General features: G+C 72.3%; 18 protein-coding genes. 8 read left to right on the forward strand and 10 right to left on the reverse strand.

The window, feature by feature from the left end:
- From VFJ21_07780 to VFJ21_07795, 4 genes are all read right to left on the reverse strand, one after another.
- Positions 1 to 233: ATP-binding cassette domain-containing protein (locus VFJ21_07780; GenBank protein ID HET7407016.1), on the reverse strand; the 233-nt coding region annotated here is incomplete at its 3' end.
- On the reverse strand, positions 230 to 2203 hold the full coding sequence (locus tag VFJ21_07785; GenBank protein ID HET7407017.1) for an ABC transporter permease: 1974 nt from the start codon (positions 2201 to 2203) through the stop codon (positions 230 to 232). The genes VFJ21_07780 and VFJ21_07785, both read right to left, overlap by 4 nt.
- A gap of 12 nt (positions 2204 to 2215) precedes the next feature.
- Complete coding sequence (locus VFJ21_07790; GenBank protein ID HET7407018.1) at positions 2216 to 2791, reverse strand: hypothetical protein; 576 nt, start codon at positions 2789 to 2791, stop codon at positions 2216 to 2218.
- Positions 2788 to 4146 carry a hypothetical protein gene (locus VFJ21_07795; protein HET7407019.1) on the reverse strand — a complete coding sequence of 453 codons (1359 nt, stop codon included), beginning with the start codon at positions 4144 to 4146 and terminating at the stop codon, positions 2788 to 2790. The genes VFJ21_07790 and VFJ21_07795 overlap by 4 nt, the downstream gene beginning before the upstream one ends.
- Positions 4147 to 4393: 247 nt before the next feature.
- On the opposite strand from VFJ21_07795, the gene VFJ21_07800 reads away from it, so the two are divergent.
- Both VFJ21_07800 and VFJ21_07805 read left to right on the forward strand, forming a co-directional pair.
- The gene (locus VFJ21_07800) at positions 4394 to 5212 is read left to right on the forward strand and encodes a glycerophosphodiester phosphodiesterase family protein (GenBank protein HET7407020.1); all 819 of its coding nucleotides are present in this window, start codon (positions 4394 to 4396) and stop codon (positions 5210 to 5212) included.
- Positions 5213 to 5319: 107 nt separating this feature from the next.
- Entirely contained in the window at positions 5320 to 5763 is a 444-nt protein-coding gene (locus tag VFJ21_07805) for an ATP-binding protein (GenBank protein ID HET7407021.1), read from the forward strand.
- Positions 5764 to 5854: 91 nt separating this feature from the next.
- On the opposite strand, the gene VFJ21_07810 is transcribed toward VFJ21_07805, so the two are convergent.
- Positions 5855 to 7045 (reverse strand): arginine deiminase, encoded by a 1191-nt coding sequence (locus VFJ21_07810; protein ID HET7407022.1) that lies wholly within the window; start codon positions 7043 to 7045, stop codon positions 5855 to 5857.
- Between the two features lie 28 nt (positions 7046 to 7073).
- On the reverse strand, positions 7074 to 8045 hold the full coding sequence (locus tag VFJ21_07815) for an iron-containing redox enzyme family protein (protein HET7407023.1): 972 nt from the start codon (positions 8043 to 8045) through the stop codon (positions 7074 to 7076).
- Here VFJ21_07815 and VFJ21_07820 point away from each other — a divergent pair.
- From VFJ21_07820 to pheA, 4 genes are all read left to right on the forward strand, one after another.
- Entirely contained in the window at positions 8035 to 8937 is a 903-nt protein-coding gene (locus tag VFJ21_07820) for an SDR family NAD(P)-dependent oxidoreductase (GenBank protein HET7407024.1), read from the forward strand. The genes VFJ21_07815 and VFJ21_07820 overlap by 11 nt on opposite strands.
- Positions 8938 to 9003: 66 nt before the next feature.
- Complete coding sequence (locus tag VFJ21_07825; GenBank protein HET7407025.1) at positions 9004 to 9501, forward strand: PAS domain-containing protein; 498 nt, start codon at positions 9004 to 9006, stop codon at positions 9499 to 9501.
- A gap of 21 nt (positions 9502 to 9522) precedes the next feature.
- A complete protein-coding gene (locus VFJ21_07830) occupies positions 9523 to 10092 on the forward strand; it encodes a DUF4446 family protein (protein HET7407026.1) in 570 nt (189 codons plus the stop codon).
- A 16-nt stretch (positions 10093 to 10108) separates the two neighbouring features.
- Positions 10109 to 11023, forward strand: a complete 915-nt coding sequence (gene pheA / locus VFJ21_07835) for a prephenate dehydratase (protein ID HET7407027.1) — start codon at positions 10109 to 10111, stop codon at positions 11021 to 11023.
- Positions 11024 to 11116: 93 nt separating this feature from the next.
- Here the strand turns inward: pheA and VFJ21_07840 are convergent, their stop codons facing one another.
- On the reverse strand, positions 11117 to 11302 hold the full coding sequence (locus tag VFJ21_07840) for a hypothetical protein (protein ID HET7407028.1): 186 nt from the start codon (positions 11300 to 11302) through the stop codon (positions 11117 to 11119).
- A gap of 202 nt (positions 11303 to 11504) precedes the next feature.
- On the opposite strand from VFJ21_07840, the gene VFJ21_07845 reads away from it, so the two are divergent.
- Positions 11505 to 13340, forward strand: a complete 1836-nt coding sequence (locus VFJ21_07845; protein ID HET7407029.1) for an MFS transporter — start codon at positions 11505 to 11507, stop codon at positions 13338 to 13340.
- The gene (locus VFJ21_07850) at positions 13337 to 14377 is read left to right on the forward strand and encodes a DMT family transporter (GenBank protein ID HET7407030.1); all 1041 of its coding nucleotides are present in this window, start codon (positions 13337 to 13339) and stop codon (positions 14375 to 14377) included. Before VFJ21_07845 ends, VFJ21_07850 begins: the two co-directional genes overlap by 4 nt.
- Here VFJ21_07850 and VFJ21_07855 read toward each other — a convergent pair.
- The 3 genes from VFJ21_07855 to VFJ21_07865 form a co-directional block, all read right to left on the reverse strand.
- On the reverse strand, positions 14275 to 14706 hold the full coding sequence (locus VFJ21_07855; protein HET7407031.1) for a MarR family transcriptional regulator: 432 nt from the start codon (positions 14704 to 14706) through the stop codon (positions 14275 to 14277). The genes VFJ21_07850 and VFJ21_07855 overlap by 103 nt on opposite strands.
- A gap of 75 nt (positions 14707 to 14781) precedes the next feature.
- On the reverse strand, positions 14782 to 15078 hold the full coding sequence (locus tag VFJ21_07860) for a MoaD/ThiS family protein (protein ID HET7407032.1): 297 nt from the start codon (positions 15076 to 15078) through the stop codon (positions 14782 to 14784).
- A 4-nt stretch (positions 15079 to 15082) separates the two neighbouring features.
- Complete coding sequence (locus VFJ21_07865) at positions 15083 to 16198, reverse strand: sialidase family protein (protein HET7407033.1); 1116 nt, start codon at positions 16196 to 16198, stop codon at positions 15083 to 15085.
- Between the last annotated feature and the right edge of the window lie 51 nt (positions 16199 to 16249).

Consider the following 16249-nt stretch of genomic DNA (forward strand, 5'->3'; position numbering starts at 1 on the left):
CGTTCGTCGCTGGTCGCCCGGGTGATGTCGCGGCCGTCGAGAAGCACGGTGCCGGCATCGGGTATCTCCATGCCGGTCAGGCAGGCGAACAGCGTCGTCTTGCCCGCACCGTTGGGCCCGATCAGGGCCGTGACCCGACCCGGCTCGGCCACGATGCTCATGTCGTCGACGGCGGTCAGCCCACCGAACCGTTTCGTGATGCCGATGCCCTCGAGCCGGGCGCCGCCGGTCACCTGCGCACCCGGGCGAGTGCGGCGCGGCCGGCCGCCGACAGCCGCCGGGGCGGCGGCGGGGCGAGCGTGAGCGAGCTCTCCCACGACGTGATGAGCCCGGCCGGCGTGACCAGCCGCGCGGTGAGCTGCCGCACCCCTTCGACCACGCCGCCGGGCATCCGGCCGAGGAACAGGGCGAGCACGCCGATCAGGACCGTCGAGGAGTTGGGCACGAAGACGGTGTCGAGGGTCACCACGACCGCGGCGGCGATGACCGCGCCGGCGGCGCTGTCGGCGCCGAAGACGACGACCGCGGTGAACCAGAACAGGCCCTGCAGCGGATCGAACGTCGTCGGCTCGAACGACCGCTGGCTCAGCGCGAGCAGCGCGCCGCCGAGACCGGCCAGTGCGGACGACGCGGCGAAGATGAAGATCTTGAGTACGCCGATGTCGATGCCGACCGATCGCGCGCCGGCCTCGCTGTCACGGACGGCGACGAGCGCACGCCCCAGCCGGCCGGACCGCAGGTTGCGCACCACCAGCAAGGTGAGCACGAGGCAGCCGAGCTCGAACGCGTAGAAGGCCACCTCGCCGTTGAGCGACCAGCCGAGCACGCTGGGCCGGTTGACCTGCACTCCGCTGGTGAAGAACGGGTCGTTGAACACGAAGCGGCTCACCAGCGCGCCGACGGCGAACGTCGTCAGCGCGAGGAACAGCCCGCGCCGTCTGATGGCGGGGTAGCCGGTGGCGAACCCGACGATGCCGGCGACGATCATGCCGCCGAGCAGTGAGACCAGCCCCGGCAGGCTGTGCAACCCGAACAGGTCGCCCTGCGCGAACTTCGCGTAGAACAGCGCGCCCAGGCCCGCGAAGCCGACCTGGCCGAGCGAGATCTGCCCGCTGTAGCCGGTGACGGCGACGAGCGACACGAAGATGACCGCGAGGGCGGGCACGATCTCGGCCTGCCGCAGGTGCAGCGGTGACATGAAGAACGGCACGCAGAGCAGCACCGCGCCGATCGTGTACTGCGCCGCGCGCCGTCGTACGGGGGTGTCGTCCGCCGTGCGGGTGGCGAAGATGGACGCCGCTCCGGAGTCGCCGCCGCCGACCTCGTGCAGCGAGTTGAGCGCCATCAGCGCTATGAACAGCGCGACGACGAGCCCGTTGACGTGCACCTCGCGGACGAAGCCCTGCAGCCAGCCGACGTGCACCTGCACCAGCTCGCTCTGCGCGACGCCGATGCCGAGGCCGGCGAGGATCGCGGCGGGCAGGCTGTAGAGCCGCGCGATCACCGGCACTGCGAACGTCTCCAGCACGACGAAGGTCAGGTTGTAGGGGTTGAGCTGCAGCACCGGTGCGAGCAGCACACCGGTGAGGCCGGCGAACGCTGCGCCGACCGCCCAGCCGATCGACGACACCTGGTCGGCGTCGACGACAGCCAGCTCGGCGAACTCGCGCCGGTTGACCACCGCGCGGATCTCGGTGCCGAGGTGGGTGCCTTCCGTGAGGATCGCGATGCCGATCGTCGCGCCGACCGCGATCGCGAGCATGATCAACGTGTCGACGCCGATGATCGCCCCGCCCGGCAGGTCGATGCTGCGCGACGGGAACAGCTGCGGCGCGTCGCTCTTCGACGCGAGCCCCCACACGACCGCCGCCACGCCGATCAGCAGCACCAGCAGGCCGAGCGTCGCCACCAGCGACTCGGCGGGCGAGGCGTTGCGTCGCTGCAGCTGCCGGAAGACCAGCCGCTCGACGATGATGCCGAGCAGCGGTGCGAACACGCAGATCGCGAGGATGGCGGCCAGCGTCGTGGGGATGTGCCAGACCCGCACCATCTGCCACAGCAGGTAGGCCGTGATCATCGCGATGCCGCCGTGCGCCAGGTTGAAGACCCCGGTCGTCCGGTAGGTCAGCAGCAGCCCGATGCCGGACAGCGCGGCGATGCTGCCGAGCGTGATGCCGGCGAGCGCCAGGTTGATCGTGAGCACGCAGGGGGCCGGTCAGTCGACGGCGGGCGGCGTGCAGATCCGGCACGGTCGCAGCGCCCGCTGCCGGATGTCCGTGACGCCGACGCCGGTCGCCGCCGGCTTGCCGCTGATCAGCGCGCACCCGCTGCGGTGGTAGGACGTCCCGTTGGGCAGCGCAAGGAGAAGCTCGGTGGCCGTCCCTGCGGGTGGCGCGGCGGGCGTAGCCGGGTTGGCGAGATCCTCGACGAACAGTGCGTAGAGCTGCGCCATCTGCTGTTCGACCCGGTCCAGCCGCGACAGCTGGCGGCGTACGTCCTCGGTCGCGAGGAAGACGCCGGCGAGGACGATCAGCGCGATGCCGGTCAGCCCTCCGGAGACCAGGTAGGGCAGCTGCTTGGCGGTGAGCGCCTGCCCGGAGACGCCGTACCAGCCGAGGAAGAGCGCGAGGGCACCGAGGCCGGCGAGCACCCAGCCGACGACCGGGCGGACCGAGGCCCAGACCCACTTCCAGAACAGGGCGCGGTCGGGCAGCTGCAGCCGGTCCTCACGGGCGCGGGCGAGCGAGTCGTCCGCGAGCTGGTCGGACAACGGCTCGGTGAGAGAGGTCACGCATGCCTCCGGGTGGACATCAGGACGGTGGCCGCGCGCCATCCCAGGAACAAGGCTGCCGCACCACCGGCGAGCACGAGGTAGAGGGTGGACAGGTCGTCGGTCAGCAGCGCGACGCCGCGCTGGGGGCGGGCCGCCACCTGCGGGCGGGCGCCCGTCGTGCCGGCAGTGCCGGTCGCGCCGGCGACGCTCGGCAGCGTGCCGCCGGCGCCGGGCGGGGTGAACGACGGCGCACCGACCCCGAAGGAGCCCGGAGTCGGCAGGCCGCCGGAGAAGTCGGGGAACGACAGGTTGTCTCCGGGCTGTGCGATGACGGCGGCACCGACCGCGCCCAGGTTGAGGGTGACGGTGTACTGCCGGTTGGCGTCGGGCGGGCAGGGCACCTGGTTCGGCAGCGGGTCGGGCAGCGGGACGGTCGGGCTGGCCAGGCACTGGTAGGGGATGCCGTTGATCGGCCGGTCGAACTGCACCTGCAGGCCGTAGGCCGCGGTGCGTGCGGTGCCGAGTGCCAGTGTCTTGTCGATGCCGCCGAAGCGCACGTCCATGCCCTGCTGGGCGATGTTCTGCAGCAGCGACGGTGCGGCCTGACCCTCGATGTGCACGCCCTTCTCGTCGATCGTTGCCGCGTGTCCCGCCACGGTCACCCCGCCGATGGTGACCTGCGGCGCGCCGACCGGCTTCCCACCCTCGGGCACGAGCAGCTGGTCGACGGCGTGCAGCACGTCGATGTGCAGCCGTCCGGGCAGCGTGATGTCGTGCACGGTCGTCTCGACGTGCACGTGCACGCCCTTGCCGTCGACCGTCGTCGACGTCGCGCTGGTGACGGCGCCGATCGACAGTGCGGCCGGGGTCCCCGTGAGCAGTGAGCCCGACGTAACCGTCGTGTGGCTCGAGTTGTCGCGTTCGTGCGCGGTCGCCTCGGCGATCCCCGGGGTGATGAGCAGGGGCACGCTGTCGCCGCCGACCTGCTGGCCGTTGGCACTGGCGGTGTCCTGCTCGTTGGTCGGGTACTGCGCGTCCGCGAGCAGCGGGTAGGGGGGCGGGGTCGTCGGGCACTGCACCGGCTGGCCGCTCGGGATGAACTGCGTGCAGATCAGCGATCCGGCCTGCGCCGCCAGCTCGCCCGGGTAGAACGTCGCCGCCGCGGCCGACGAGCCGCCGCCCGAGTCGAGGCTGCTGGCGGCGTAGCCCACGGTGTCCTGGACGAACTGGTTGGTGACCGGGCCGAGCGGCGGGTTCTGCACGCTGACCAGCTGCACGCCGGCCGCCTCCGTCGCGACCGAGTAGAACCCGGGCACGCTGATGTCGACCGCGGCTGCAGGGGTGGCCGCGAGCAGCCCGATGGCGGGCAGCACGACGACACTCCCCGCACACGCCGTCACAACAGCCCTGGTCCGGGCCCCGTCCCTGCGCGCTCCTGGGCGGCGTCTAGGGCCGCTCCCGGCATTCATCGCCGCCTCTTGTTCCACGCTCGTCGCCGTCCAACCATCTGCGGCAACAGCCGGTGACCCACCGTAGCCGCAGACGGGCATCTTCCGCCGAAGAGGACAACGCGTACAGGACGGTTGGGTGACGGCCCGCACGCGATGCAACGATCGCTGCGTGCGCCCGCCGCTTCCCCACCCTCAGGTGGTCGCGCACCGTGGCGCCTCCTCGGTGGCGCCGGAGCACACGCTCGAGGCCTACGAGTTGGCGATCGCCGGGGGCGCCGACGCGGTCGAGTGCGACGTGCGGCTCACCCGTGACGGCGTGCTGGTGTGCGTGCACGACCGCCGCGTCGACCGCACGTCCAGCGGCCGGGGGGTGGTCTCGACACTGGAGCTCGCCGACCTGGCCCAGCTCGACTTCGCGGCCGGCCGGCGGCGCCGGCTCGACCCGATGCTGGTGGCCGAGGACGAGGAGCCCGACCTCGACCGGCACGGCGTACTCACCCTCGAGCGGTTGCTGGAGGTCGTCACCTCCTGCGGCCGACCGGTCCAGATCGCGATCGAGACCAAGCACCCCACCCGCTACGCCGGCCTGGTCGAGCTGCGCCTCGCCGAGGTGCTGCGTCGGCACGGTCTGGAGCGGCCGCTACCCGACGGATGGGCCGCGGTCCGCGTCATGAGCTTCGCGTCGAGCAGCCTGCGCCGCATCCACGTGCTCGCGCCCGAGGTGGCGACCGTGCTGCTCATGCGCCGGGTGCCGGTGCGCCACCGCGACGGCTCGCTACCGCCGCGGGTGACGATCGCCGGCCCCTCCCTCGCGGCGCTGCGCCTGCAGCCGCAGTTCGTGGAGCGTGCGCAGGCGCTCGGCCACCGGGTCCACGTCTGGACCGTCAACGAGCCGGATGACGTGGAGTTCGTGCTCGGGCTCGGCGTCGACGCGATCATCACGGATCGCCCGGGCCAGGTGCTCCGGCAGCTCGGCCGCGGCGAGTAGCCGCAGGTTTACTGACGCAAGGTTCCGGCGTGTCCGGTTTTCGGCGGGTCGGATCGCGGGCACAGTGGGGCAGGAGATGCGTCAGGCGCTCCCGGGGGGCGCGGGAGGTGGGTACGACGGGCGCGCTGCTGGTCCCCCACGACTACGCGAGCGCGGCGGCGGTGCGGCACCGGCTCTGCGAGGAGCTGCGAGCCGTTGGCCTGTCCTCGGCGGTGCTCGACGACGCGGTGATCATCGCCGGGGAGCTCGTCGGCAACGCGCTTCGGCATGCGCGGCCGCTGCCCGACGGCGGCGTCCGGGTGATGTGGGACGTCGACGGCGACGGGATTCTCATGCAGGTCACCGACGGCGGCGCCGACACCGAGCCCCGGCTCCAGCGGCGTCGGGCGAGCCCCGGCGTGCGGCCGGTGGCCGGCATGGCGCTCGGCGGGCGCGGGCTGGCGATCGTCGAGTCGCTCGCCGACGCCTGGGGGGTTCGCCGCCAACCGGGGGGCACGACCGTCTGGGCACGCCTGTCGCTGCGGCATCGGGGATCCCGCCTGGCCGGCTGACTCGACGCTCCCCACTGCAGGGAGGCGGCACTACGCTGGATGCACCCGAGCGCCGTTGTATCCCCCGTCGGCGGCGCTCGGGCTCGTGCGGTCAGCTCACCGGTTCCCGGTGGATCGGGCACGACATGCAGCGCGGCCCGCCGCGACCGCTGCCGAGCTCGCTGCCGCTTGTCGCGATCACCTCGATGCCGGCGTCGCGCAGCCTGGCGTTGGTCTCGGTGTTTCTCTCGTAGGCCACGCACAGGCGCGGTGCGAGCGCGAGGGTGTTGTTGCCGTCGTCCCACTGCTCGCGCTCTGCGGTGACCGGGTCGAGCCCGGTGTCGATCACGCGCAGGGCGGCGATTCCCATGGCCTCGGCCGCCGCGGCCAGGAACGGCGCCGCCGACCCGACGTGGACCTCGTCGCCCGTCCACGACAACGGGTAGGCGACCAGCGTGTCGGCGAAGGGCGGGTACATCACCACCCGGTCGACGTCGACCATCGTGCAGACGGTGTCGAGGTGCATGGTGGCGCGCTCCTGCGTGATCGGCACCGCGAGCACGCTGTGGGCCAGCCCCTCGGTGAGCAGCAGCGCTGCCAGCACCTCCGCGCCTGCGGGCGTCGTGCGCTGGCCGACGCCGATCGCCACGACGCCCGGTGCCAGCAGCAGTACGTCGCCGCCCTCGAGTCCCGGCCCGCCGGGCCAGTACAGCTGCGGCGTGCCGGCGAACCGCGGATGGTGGGTGTAGATCGCCGAGGTGATCTCGACCTCGCGCCGGCGCGCCGGCAGCGACGGGCTGGCGATGGCCACCCGCCCGCCGATCCATACCGACGAGTCGCGGGTGAACAACAGGTTCGGCAGCGGAGGTACGACGAAGTCGTGGCGCCCCATCAACCGGTAGGCCAACCCGGCGGGGTTGCCGGGGACCTCCTCGTGCGCGACCCCGCCGACAAGGGCGTCAGCGAGCGCCGCCGCCGGCAGCAGCTCCAGGTGCTCCTGCACGGCCTCGGCCAGCGCCGGCCCCAGGTGCACATCGGCGACGGCGCCGCTGACCAGCGCCCGCCGGGCCGCCGGCACGGCGAGCGTCTCGACCAGCAGGTCGTAGAGGTAGAGCACCTCGACGTCGTACGCCCGCAGGGCCGCCGCAAAGGCGTCGTGCTCCTCCTGCGCGCGCTCGACCCAGGGCAGCGCGTCGAAGAGCAGGTCGCTGCTGTTGCGGGGGGTCAGCCGTCGCAGCTCCGGGCCCGGCCGGTGCAGCAGCACCGTCCGCAGCCGTCCCACCTCGGTGTCGACCCGCTGCACCGCCCAGACGCTAGCGAGCCTGGAGCGGTCACGCCGCGCGTTGCTGCGCGGGCATCAGGTCGGCGGAGACGTCGTCGAGGAATGCCGAGTTGACCACGCTGCGCCACAGCGCCCCGCGCAGGACGCGCGCCGCCCAGTGCGGGTGCTCGTCGATGTAGGGCGCGATCGCCTTCTCCAGCCAGTCCTTGCCGTGGGTCGGGTCGACCTCGGCGTGCACCTCGTAGAAGGGGTAGGCCTCGGCCGGCACCTGGAGGCGGTCGAAGGCGTGCAGCACCAGCCGGCAACGGGGACCGGCCTGCAGCTCGACGAGGCCGAGCGCCCCGAGCATCTCCGGCTGCAGCCAGCGGTTGGTCGCGAGCAGCCCGCAGAACGCCGTGCGGGCAAGCGCGGACTCCGGCTGATCGGCCGCCGGCACCTCGTCGATGTCGAGCGCGCGCACGAGCCGGTCGTGCAGGACGGTGTGCACCGCGGCCGGATCGCCGTGGCCCATCTCGTCCCAGTAGTTGACCGCGAGCGCCACCTTCGCCGCGCCGCGCAGCCCGAGCTGGCACGCGGAGACGAGGTCGTCGAAGCCAGCGTCGGGGCCACCCTCGACGGCGAGGAAACGCACGAGCTGGTCGCGGTCGGCCTCCTCGGCCAGCCAGCGGTAGATCTCTGGCAGCCGGTCGCGCGCGGCGAGCCGGCGCATCGTCGCGACGACGTCGTCGGTGGCCGCCCGGCCGCCGAGAGCCGGGTTGAGCTCGTCGTCGGCGATCGCCTGGTCGAGCTCGGCCAGCCAGTCGTCCTCGAGGCGGACCTTCAGTGCGGCGAGGTCGGGATCGTGCTGCCGCCGGGGGTCCTCGCCGAGGGTCTCGAGAGGAGCGGTGTGCAGCGCGTAGATGCGCGACAGCTGCAGGAAGCGCTCGCGACGGCTGATCTCCATTTCATCGGTATGCCCGCTCGGCGCACCGGCGACGCCGCGGCGTCCGGCCGTTATTACAGTCAGCCGCATGGGACTCATGGACGGCAAGGTGGCGATCGTCACAGGTGCGGGGCGCGGCATCGGGCGCGGTGAGGCGATCGAGCTCGCCCGGCAGGGCGCCAGCGTCGTGGTCAGCGAGCTCGACGCGGAGGTCGGCGGCGCGGTCGTCGAGGAGATCAAGTCGGCCGGGGGCCAGGCGGTGCTCAACACCGGGGACTGCAGCGACGCCGAGGCGGCCGAGGCGCTGGTGCGCCAGGCGATCGACGAGTTCGGCGCCCTCGACGCGCTGGTCAACAACGCCGGCATCCTGCGCGACCGCACGCTGGTCAAGATGACCCCCGAGGAGTGGGACGCCGTCATCAAGGTGCACCTGCGCGGCCACTACGCGCCGACGCACTTCGCGTGCGACTACTGGAAGGCGGAGAGCCGCCCCGGGCACATCGTCTGCACGGCCTCGACGTCCGGGCTGCTCGGCAACTTCGGCCAGGCCAACTACGGCGCGGCCAAGGCGGGCATCGCGGCGTTCTCGACGATCGTCGCGCAGGAGATGGCGAAGTACGGCGTCACCTGCAACGCGATCGCGCCGGCCGCCCGCACCCGGATGACCGAGGGCGCCTACGGCGAGATCCCGCAGGGCCAGTCGGGCGGCTTCGACTTCTGGCACCCCGACAACGTCGCGCCGTTCGTGACGTTCCTCTGCTCCGACGCCGCGGCCGGTATCTCGGGCAAGGTTTTCGGGGTCCAGGGAGACGCAGTGGAGATCTACCGGCCGTTCACCTCGGTGGCGGCGATCGAGAACGGCGGCTCGCGGTGGGAGCCCGAGCAGTTCGTCGAGCGGGCGCAGGAGCTGTTCGACGAGAGTGGCATCGTGCCGCGCGCGGAGAACATGATGGCCAAATTGCGCTATTCGATGACCGACCGGGGCGCTTGACGCATATAGTTACCGTCTGGTAACACTCGGTCACCGGACCGAGAGGGTGGGGGCGGCGTGGTGTCCATGGTCTTGCGGCTGCGCCCGCTCGGCTCCGACCCGATCGTGCTGCCCGACCAGGCAGACACGGGCTCCTCCGTGGAACCCGCCGGGCCGGCGGCTGCGGGCGGCGTGGCGCCGGATCCGTTCGGCGCCTGGGCGGACGCCGTCTCGGCGGCCGAGGCCGACGCCTGCTTCCTGCTCGACGGGACGGGCGTGATCCGCGCCATCTCGGCGCACGCCGCCGAGCAGCTCGGCTACGCCGCCGAGGACGTCCTGGGGCACTGGCTGCTCGACGTGCTGCACCTGGTCGACTTCGACGAGCAGGACCTGCCGGGTGACTACGCCGACCGGCTCGGACCGTTGCTGGTCCTGCGGTCGCGCGGGCTCATGCGGGGACTGTTGCGGATCCGGCGCGGAGACGGACGGCTGGTGACCTTCGACTGCGCCTCGTCGGCGGTGCGCGACGCGGCCGGCGCGGTCGTCGGATCGGTCTCCTTTCTCGTTGACGTCGCTCGCGACTGACCGGCGGATACGCTGGTCGCCGTGCTCCCCCTGGACCGCCACACCCTCGACCTGCTGGCGCTCTCGGCGGCCGGGGCCGGGGGGCTCGGGCTGGTCCTCGGCCTCGTCGCCCAGCTGCGGGTGGGCCGGCTGCGCCGCCGGTTCGCCGTCCTCGACGGGCCGAGCGGTCGCGAGACGGTGCTCGACGCGCTGCACCGGCAGGAGGCCGAGGTGGCCGCGCTGCGCCAGGAGATCACGGCCGCGCGCGGCGATGTCGACCGCGCCCGCGGCGACCTGGCCGACGCGCTCCGGCACGTCTCGGTCGTGCGTTACGACGCCTTCGGCGACATGGGCGGGCGGCTGTCGTTCTCCGCGGCGCTGCTCGATGACGCCGGTGACGGCGTCGTACTCACGTCGATCAACGGACGCAGCGAGACCCGCACCTACGCGAAGGGCGTGAAGGCGGGTGCGAGCGAGCAGGCGCTGTCACCCGAGGAGTCCCAGGCGATCGAGGCCGCGATGAGCGGCCGGCTGCCGCGCGACGCCCGAGGCCGCCGTGCCGGAGCCCACGCCGCCAACCGCGTCGACCGGCCCGCGCCGGCGCGGTCCTAGTGCCACGGCGTCCCTGGTGCGGCTGACCTACCTCGGGCCCGAGGGGACGTTCAGCGAGGCGGCGCTGCGGGCGGCGCCGGAGTCTGCGGGCAGCGAAATGGTGCCCTGCCCGTCGGTAGCCGACGCGCTCGACGCCGTCCGCTCCGGCGAGGCCGATGCGGCGATGGTCCCCCTGGAGAACTCCGTCGAGGGTTCGGTCCCCACCACGCTCGACGAGCTGGCCGACGAGCCGCCGCTGCGGATCGCTCGCGAGGTCCTGCTGCCGGTGTCGTTCGCGCTGCTGGCGCGAGCCGGTACGACGCTGGACGCGGTCAAGACCGTCACGACGATCCCGCACGCCGAGGCCCAGGTACGCGGCTGGCTGCGCCGCACCCTCCCCGGCATCAGCTTCATCCCGGCGGCGAGCACTGCTGACGGCGCCCGTGCGGTCGCCGCCGGCGAGGCCGATGCCGCGATCTCGGCGCCGCTGGCCGCCGACCGCTACGGGCTCGAGATCCTCGCCGACGAGATCCACGACAACCCCGATGCGGTCACGCGGTTCGTGCTCGTGACGCCGCCCGGGCCGCCGCCCGGACCGACCGGCGCCGACCGGTCGACGGTGGTGGCGTTCATCGCCGACGACCACCCGGGCGCGCTGCTGGAGATCCTGACCGAGTTCGCCGTACGCGGGGTCAACCTGACCCGCATCGAGTCGCGGCCCACGGGCAGCGCGCTCGGTCGTTACTTCTTCTCGATCGACTGCGAAGGGCACGTCGCCGATGCCCGGGTCGGCGAGGCGCTGTCGGCGCTGCGGCGGGTCTGCGCCGAGGTGCGGTTCCTCGGCTCCTACCCGCGGGCCGACGGGCTGCCGCCGCGGCTGCAGCGGGCCACCTCCGACGCCGACTTCGCTGCCGCGGCCGACTGGCTGCGCCACATCCGCGACGGTCGCTAGCCGCCTGAGAGCCGCGGGACAAGCGAGAGGGCCCCGACCCCCCGCAGGTCAGGACCCTCTCGAGACAACCGGCCGTGAAGCCGGGGCTCTATGTCAGGGCAGGCTCGGCGCTGGCAGGGCGGGCAGGCACTCCGTGCCGCTCTGGCCCTGGTCGTTGATGTTGATGCTGTAGGTGACGCAGGCGGAGCCGCTGGTGGCGGCGAACGCCGCGGGGGCGATGACAGCACCGGACACGCCGAGTGCGCCGACCGTGAGTGCGAGTGCAGCGAACCGCTTCATCAAGACCTCCTGTCGTGGCGCCCCCCGCTGACGACCGGCTAACGGCCGTCCCCACCGAACGTCGCGCGTGGTGAGCAAGATTTTTCGGCGTACGCCGCCGGGAACGACAGGCACGAGGGAACATCCTCGTAGGACGAATGGTTCGCCCTACGCAACTATTGTGGTCTCAATGGGGCCAGCGACGTGCACCGGGAGGGCATGCATGACGACCGCGCCCACAGCAGCCGTGCAGCAGGCGGGGGGCCACGATCACGAGCGCTACAAGTGGGTCGCCCTGACCAACACGACGCTCGGCATGCTGATGGCGACCATCAACGGGTCGATCGTGCTGATCTCGCTGCCGGCGATCTTCCGCGGCGTCCACCTCGACCCGTTGCAGCCGAGCAACTCGAGCTACCTGCTCTGGATGCTGATGGGCTACCTGCTCGTCAGCGCCGTCCTGGTCGTGACGCTGGGCCGCCTCGGTGACATCTACGGCCGGGTGCGGATGTACAACGCGGGCTTCGCGGTGTTCGCCCTGGCCTCCGTGCTGCTGGCGGTCGACCCCCTGCTCGGCGCGAGCGGCGCGCTCTGGCTGATCGGCTGGCGGGTGCTGCAGGGCATCGGCGGCGCGATGCTCATGGCGAACTCCACGGCGATCATCACCGACGCGTGGCGGGTGGAGCAGCGCGGGTTCGCGCTCGGCATCAACATGGTGGCCGGCATCGCCGGCTCGTTCATCGGTCTGATCATGGGCGGCCTGCTCTCGGAGGTCGCCTGGCGGTCGGTGTTCTTCGTGTCGGTGCCGTTCGGCGTGCTCGGCACGATCTGGGCCTACAAGAGCCTGCGCGAGGTCGGCACCCGCACCCACGCGCGCATCGACTGGTGGGGCAACATCACCCTGGCGGTCGGGCTGATCGCGATCCTCGCGGCGATCACCTACGGCATCGAGCCGTACGGCGGCCGCGACATGGGCTGGCTCGATCCGTGGGTGCTTGCCGGTCTCATCGGCGGCACCGCGATGCTCGTCGTCTTCGTGGTCGTCGAGAGCCGCGTGACCGACCCGATGTTCGACCTGCGGCTGTTCCGTAACCGGGCCTTCGCCGCCGGCAACGCCGCCCAGTGGCTCAACGCCATCGCCCGGGGCGGGTTGCAGTTCATGCTGATCATCTGGCTGCAGGGCATCTGGCTGCCGCTGCACGGCTACAACTACGTCGACACGCCGCTGTGGGCGGGCATCTACCTGCTGCCGCTGACGACGGGGTTCCTGGTCGCCGGGCCGGTGTCCGGCTGGCTGTCCGACCGGTTCGGCGCGCGCGCCTTCGCCACGGGCGGGCTTGTGGTGGTCGCGGCCGCTTTCGGCGGTTTGTTGCTGTTGCCGACCGACTTCGCCTTCTGGCAGTTCGCGGTGCTTATCGCGGCCAGCGGGCTGGGGTCCGGACTCTTTGCAGCGCCCAATGCAGCCGCCATCATGAATTCCGTGCCTGCGACGCAGCGCGGTGCCGCCAACGGCATGCGTGCGACGTTCCAGAACTCCGGAATGGTGCTGTCGATCGGGCTGTTCTTCTCCCTAATGATCGTCGGACTGGCGAGCAGCCTGCCCTCGTCGCTCTACGCGGGCCTGACCGCGCAGGGCGTGCCGTCGCACGCGGCGCACCAGGTGGCCAACCTGCCTCCCGTTGGCAGCCTGTTCGCCGCGTTCCTCGGCTACAACCCGATCCAGAGCCTGCTCGGACCCTCCGGCGTCCTGCAGCACCTGTCGTCCGCGCAGGTGCACGTGCTGACCGGCAAGGAGTTCTTCCCGCACCTGATGTCCGGCCCGTTCCACCACGGCCTGGTGGTCGTCTTCACGATGGCGATCATCATGTCGCTGATCGGCGCGGCGGCCTCGCTCGCGCGCGGCGCCAAGTACGTCCACGGCCAGGACGCTCCGGTGGAAACCGGCGCCGCCACGCTGCCCGGCGCGCCGCCGGTGGGTGCCGCGCCGGCCGCACCCGCCGGGCCCGCTCCGGCGTACGACGGCGGGGCCAGGACGTCGAGGGGCGCTGAACGACGATGAGGTCGCTCGCCATCGCCGGTGCGCTGCTCGCGGGGCTCAGCTTCGCGGTCGGCAGCGTGCTGCAGCAGCGCGAGGCGCAGCTCGTCGAAGCAGGCGACACCCGGCGTCTGATCAAGGCGCTGATGCGTCGGCGGCGCTGGCTCGGCGGGCTCGCGGTCGCCTCGTCCGCCTATGGCTGGCAGGCGCTCGCGCTGGCGAACGGACCGCTGACGCTCGTGCAGCCGCTGCTGGTCTTCGAGCTGCCGTTCGCGCTCGTGCTTGCCGCCCGGGTGCACCGCCGGCGGATCGGCCTGCGCGAGATGGGCGCCGCTTTGATGGTTGCCGGCGGCATCGGCATCTTCCTGCTGTCCGCGTCGCCGCGCGGCGGGGCCGACCAGGCGAGCACGACCGGTTGGCTCACCCTGCTGCCGACGATGGCCTTCATCGTCGGCGCTCTGACGATCGCGGCCGGCCGGGCACAAGGGTCGGTGCCGCGCACGAGCCTGCTCGCCGGGGCGGCAGCGGTGACGTTCGCCACCATGGCGCCGCTGATGAAGGCCACGACCGAGCTTTTCGAGAGCCGCGGCGTTGCCACGGTCATCACCTGGCAGCCATGGGTCATGAGCGTCGTCGCGCTGGTCGGCTTCACCTTGAGCCAGCGCGCGTTCCACAGCGGGTCGATCGCGGTCAGCCTGCCGGTGCTGCAAGCGGTGCAGCCGATCGTCGGTGTCGCCGTCGGCGTCACCGTCTTCAACGAGCCGATCGTCACCTCGCCGCAGGCGCTGCTCGGCGAGCTGCTCGCCGCGGCTCTCGCGGTCACCGGCATCGCGCTGCTCGACACGTCACCGGTGGTGGCCGCTCAGGAGGGGGAGCCACGCGCGCTGCCGGCACCGGTGCCCGCGCAGCCGCGGGTCATCGACCTCGACGAGTCGCGCGTCGTCGTGCTCGCGACGCCTCAGGGCTCGGTCTCCGACGCGAGCGCTTCCAGCACCGGCAAGGCGGTTTCCAGGGCGGCGCGGTCGGGCGCGTCGAGTGCCGCCACCCGTCGCGCCAGGTAGAGCGTTCGTTCCTGCCGCATCCGCTCCAGCAGGTCGGTGCCCGTCGCGGTCAGCTCCGTCCAGATGACCCGTCGGTCGTCGGCGTCCTGCCGTCGGGCCACCAGCCCGCGCTCCTCGAGCGACGCGACGATCCGGGTGAGCGTCGAGGGTGAGATGTTCTCGGCGGCGGCCAGCTCGCCGAGCCGCAGCGGCCCGTTGCCCAACGTTGCGAGTGCCGACAGCTGAGACACCGTCAGCTGCTCGACGGCGTGGTGGCGCAGGTAGCGGATGAGCCGCCCGACGGCGACGCGCAGCCGGGCGGCGACCTCCGCGTCGGACTGTCCCAGCACGCTCAGAACGGTATGCCAGCGTCGGATCCGGGACCTGCCCGGCCACGGCGGCCGGCGCCCGGGGGAGAGCAGGGGTCAGCCGCCGGCCATGGCTCCGACGACGAGGAACGGTTCGCGGCCGCTGACCACCTCGGCGGGCAAGGGGTCGTCGGGCGAGGCGTGCGACAGGTCCTGCTCGCAGGCGAAGAACCGCACGAACGCTCGCCGTCGGGACCCGTCGTGGTCGCGGATCGTGCCGCGCAGCACCGGGTAGTGCTGCTCCAGCGCGTCGAGCACGGCGCGCTGGGTCACGGGTTCGTCGACCTGGAGCGCCACCTCGCCGCCGACGCCGGCCAGCCGGCGCAGGTGCGAGGGAAGCACGACCCGGATCATCGGCTCACGGCAGCGTCTGCACCTCGATCGACAGCACCGGCGGCAGGCTGTTGACGATCGGCGCCCAGCTGTCGCCCCCGTCGGCCGAGGCGTAGACCTGGCCGCCGGTCGTGCCGAAGTAGACGCCGCCGTCGTCGAGCGTGTCGACCGCCATCGCGTCGCGCAGCACGTTGACGTAGCAGTGCTGCTGCGGCAGGCCCTTGGTCAACGGCTCCCACTCGTGGCCACCGCTGCGGCTGCGGAACACTCGCAGCGCGCCGTCGAGCGGGTAGTGCTCGGAGTCGCTCTTGATCGGCACCACGTAGAGCGTCTCGGGCTCGTGGGCGTGCACGTCGATGACGAAGCCGAAGTCGGTCGGCAGGTCGCCGCTGACCTCGCGCCAGCTGTCGCCGCCGTCGTCGCTGCGCATGACGTCCCAGTGCTTCTGCATGAACAGCGTGCCCGGGCGGGACGGGTGCATCGCGATGTGGTGGACGCAGTGGCCGACCTCGGCGTCGGGGTCGGGGAGCCCGTCGGAGTGCAGGCCGCGGTTGATCGGCAGCCACGAGCCGCCGCCGTCGTCGGTGCGGAACGCGCCCGCGGCCGAGATCGCGATGAACATCCGTTGGGCGTCGGCCGGGTCGAGGATGATCGTGTGCAGGCACATGCCGCCGGCGCCGGGCTGCCAGTGCGGGCCGGAACCGTGCCCGCGCAGGCCGGGCAGCTCCTGCCACGAGCCGCCGCCGTCGGTGCTGCGGAAGAGCGCGGCGTCCTCCACCCCGGCGAAGACGGTGTCGGGATCGGTCAGCGACGGCTCCAGGTGCCAGACGCGAGCGAACTCCCAGGGATGGGGTGTCCCGTCGTACCACTGGTGCGTGCCGGGCACGCCCTCGTAGCGGAACTCGTTGCCGACCGGTGTCCAGGTGCGCCCACCGTCGTCGGAGCGCTGGACGAGCTGCCCGAACCACCCGGTCGACTGCGACAGGTAGATCCGGTCGGGATCGACCGGCGAACCCTTGGCGTGGTAGATCTCCCAGCCGCCGAAGTGCGGACCGGTGATCTCCCAGTCGGTGCGCTTCCCGTCGGCGGTGAGCACGAAGGCGCCCTTTCGCGTGCCGACCAGGACTCTGACTCCGCTCATGCGCGTCCTTCCCGTGACGTGTCTCGCTCATCCTGACGGCGGGGACCGACA

It is taken from the genome of Mycobacteriales bacterium (assembly GCA_035690485.1).
In the GTDB taxonomy this organism is placed as follows: Bacteria; Actinomycetota; Actinomycetes; order JAFAQI01; family DASSKL01; genus DASSKL01.

Coding starts and splice junctions, on each gene's coding strand:
- VFJ21_07825 (HET7407025.1), top strand. CDS start 9,004: ATGGTCTTGCGGCTGCGCCCGCTCGGCTCCGACCCGATCGTGCTGCCC.
- VFJ21_07850 (HET7407030.1), top strand. CDS start 13,337: ATGAGGTCGCTCGCCATCGCCGGTGCGCTGCTCGCGGGGCTCAGCTTC.
- VFJ21_07845 (HET7407029.1), top strand. CDS start 11,505: ATGACGACCGCGCCCACAGCAGCCGTGCAGCAGGCGGGGGGCCACGAT.
- VFJ21_07860 (HET7407032.1), bottom strand. CDS start 15,078: ATGATCCGGGTCGTGCTTCCCTCGCACCTGCGCCGGCTGGCCGGCGTC.
- VFJ21_07840 (HET7407028.1), bottom strand. CDS start 11,302: ATGAAGCGGTTCGCTGCACTCGCACTCACGGTCGGCGCACTCGGCGTG.
- VFJ21_07820 (HET7407024.1), top strand. CDS start 8,035: ATGGGACTCATGGACGGCAAGGTGGCGATCGTCACAGGTGCGGGGCGC.
- VFJ21_07865 (HET7407033.1), bottom strand. CDS start 16,198: ATGAGCGGAGTCAGAGTCCTGGTCGGCACGCGAAAGGGCGCCTTCGTG.
- VFJ21_07815 (HET7407023.1), bottom strand. CDS start 8,045: ATGAGTCCCATGCGGCTGACTGTAATAACGGCCGGACGCCGCGGCGTC.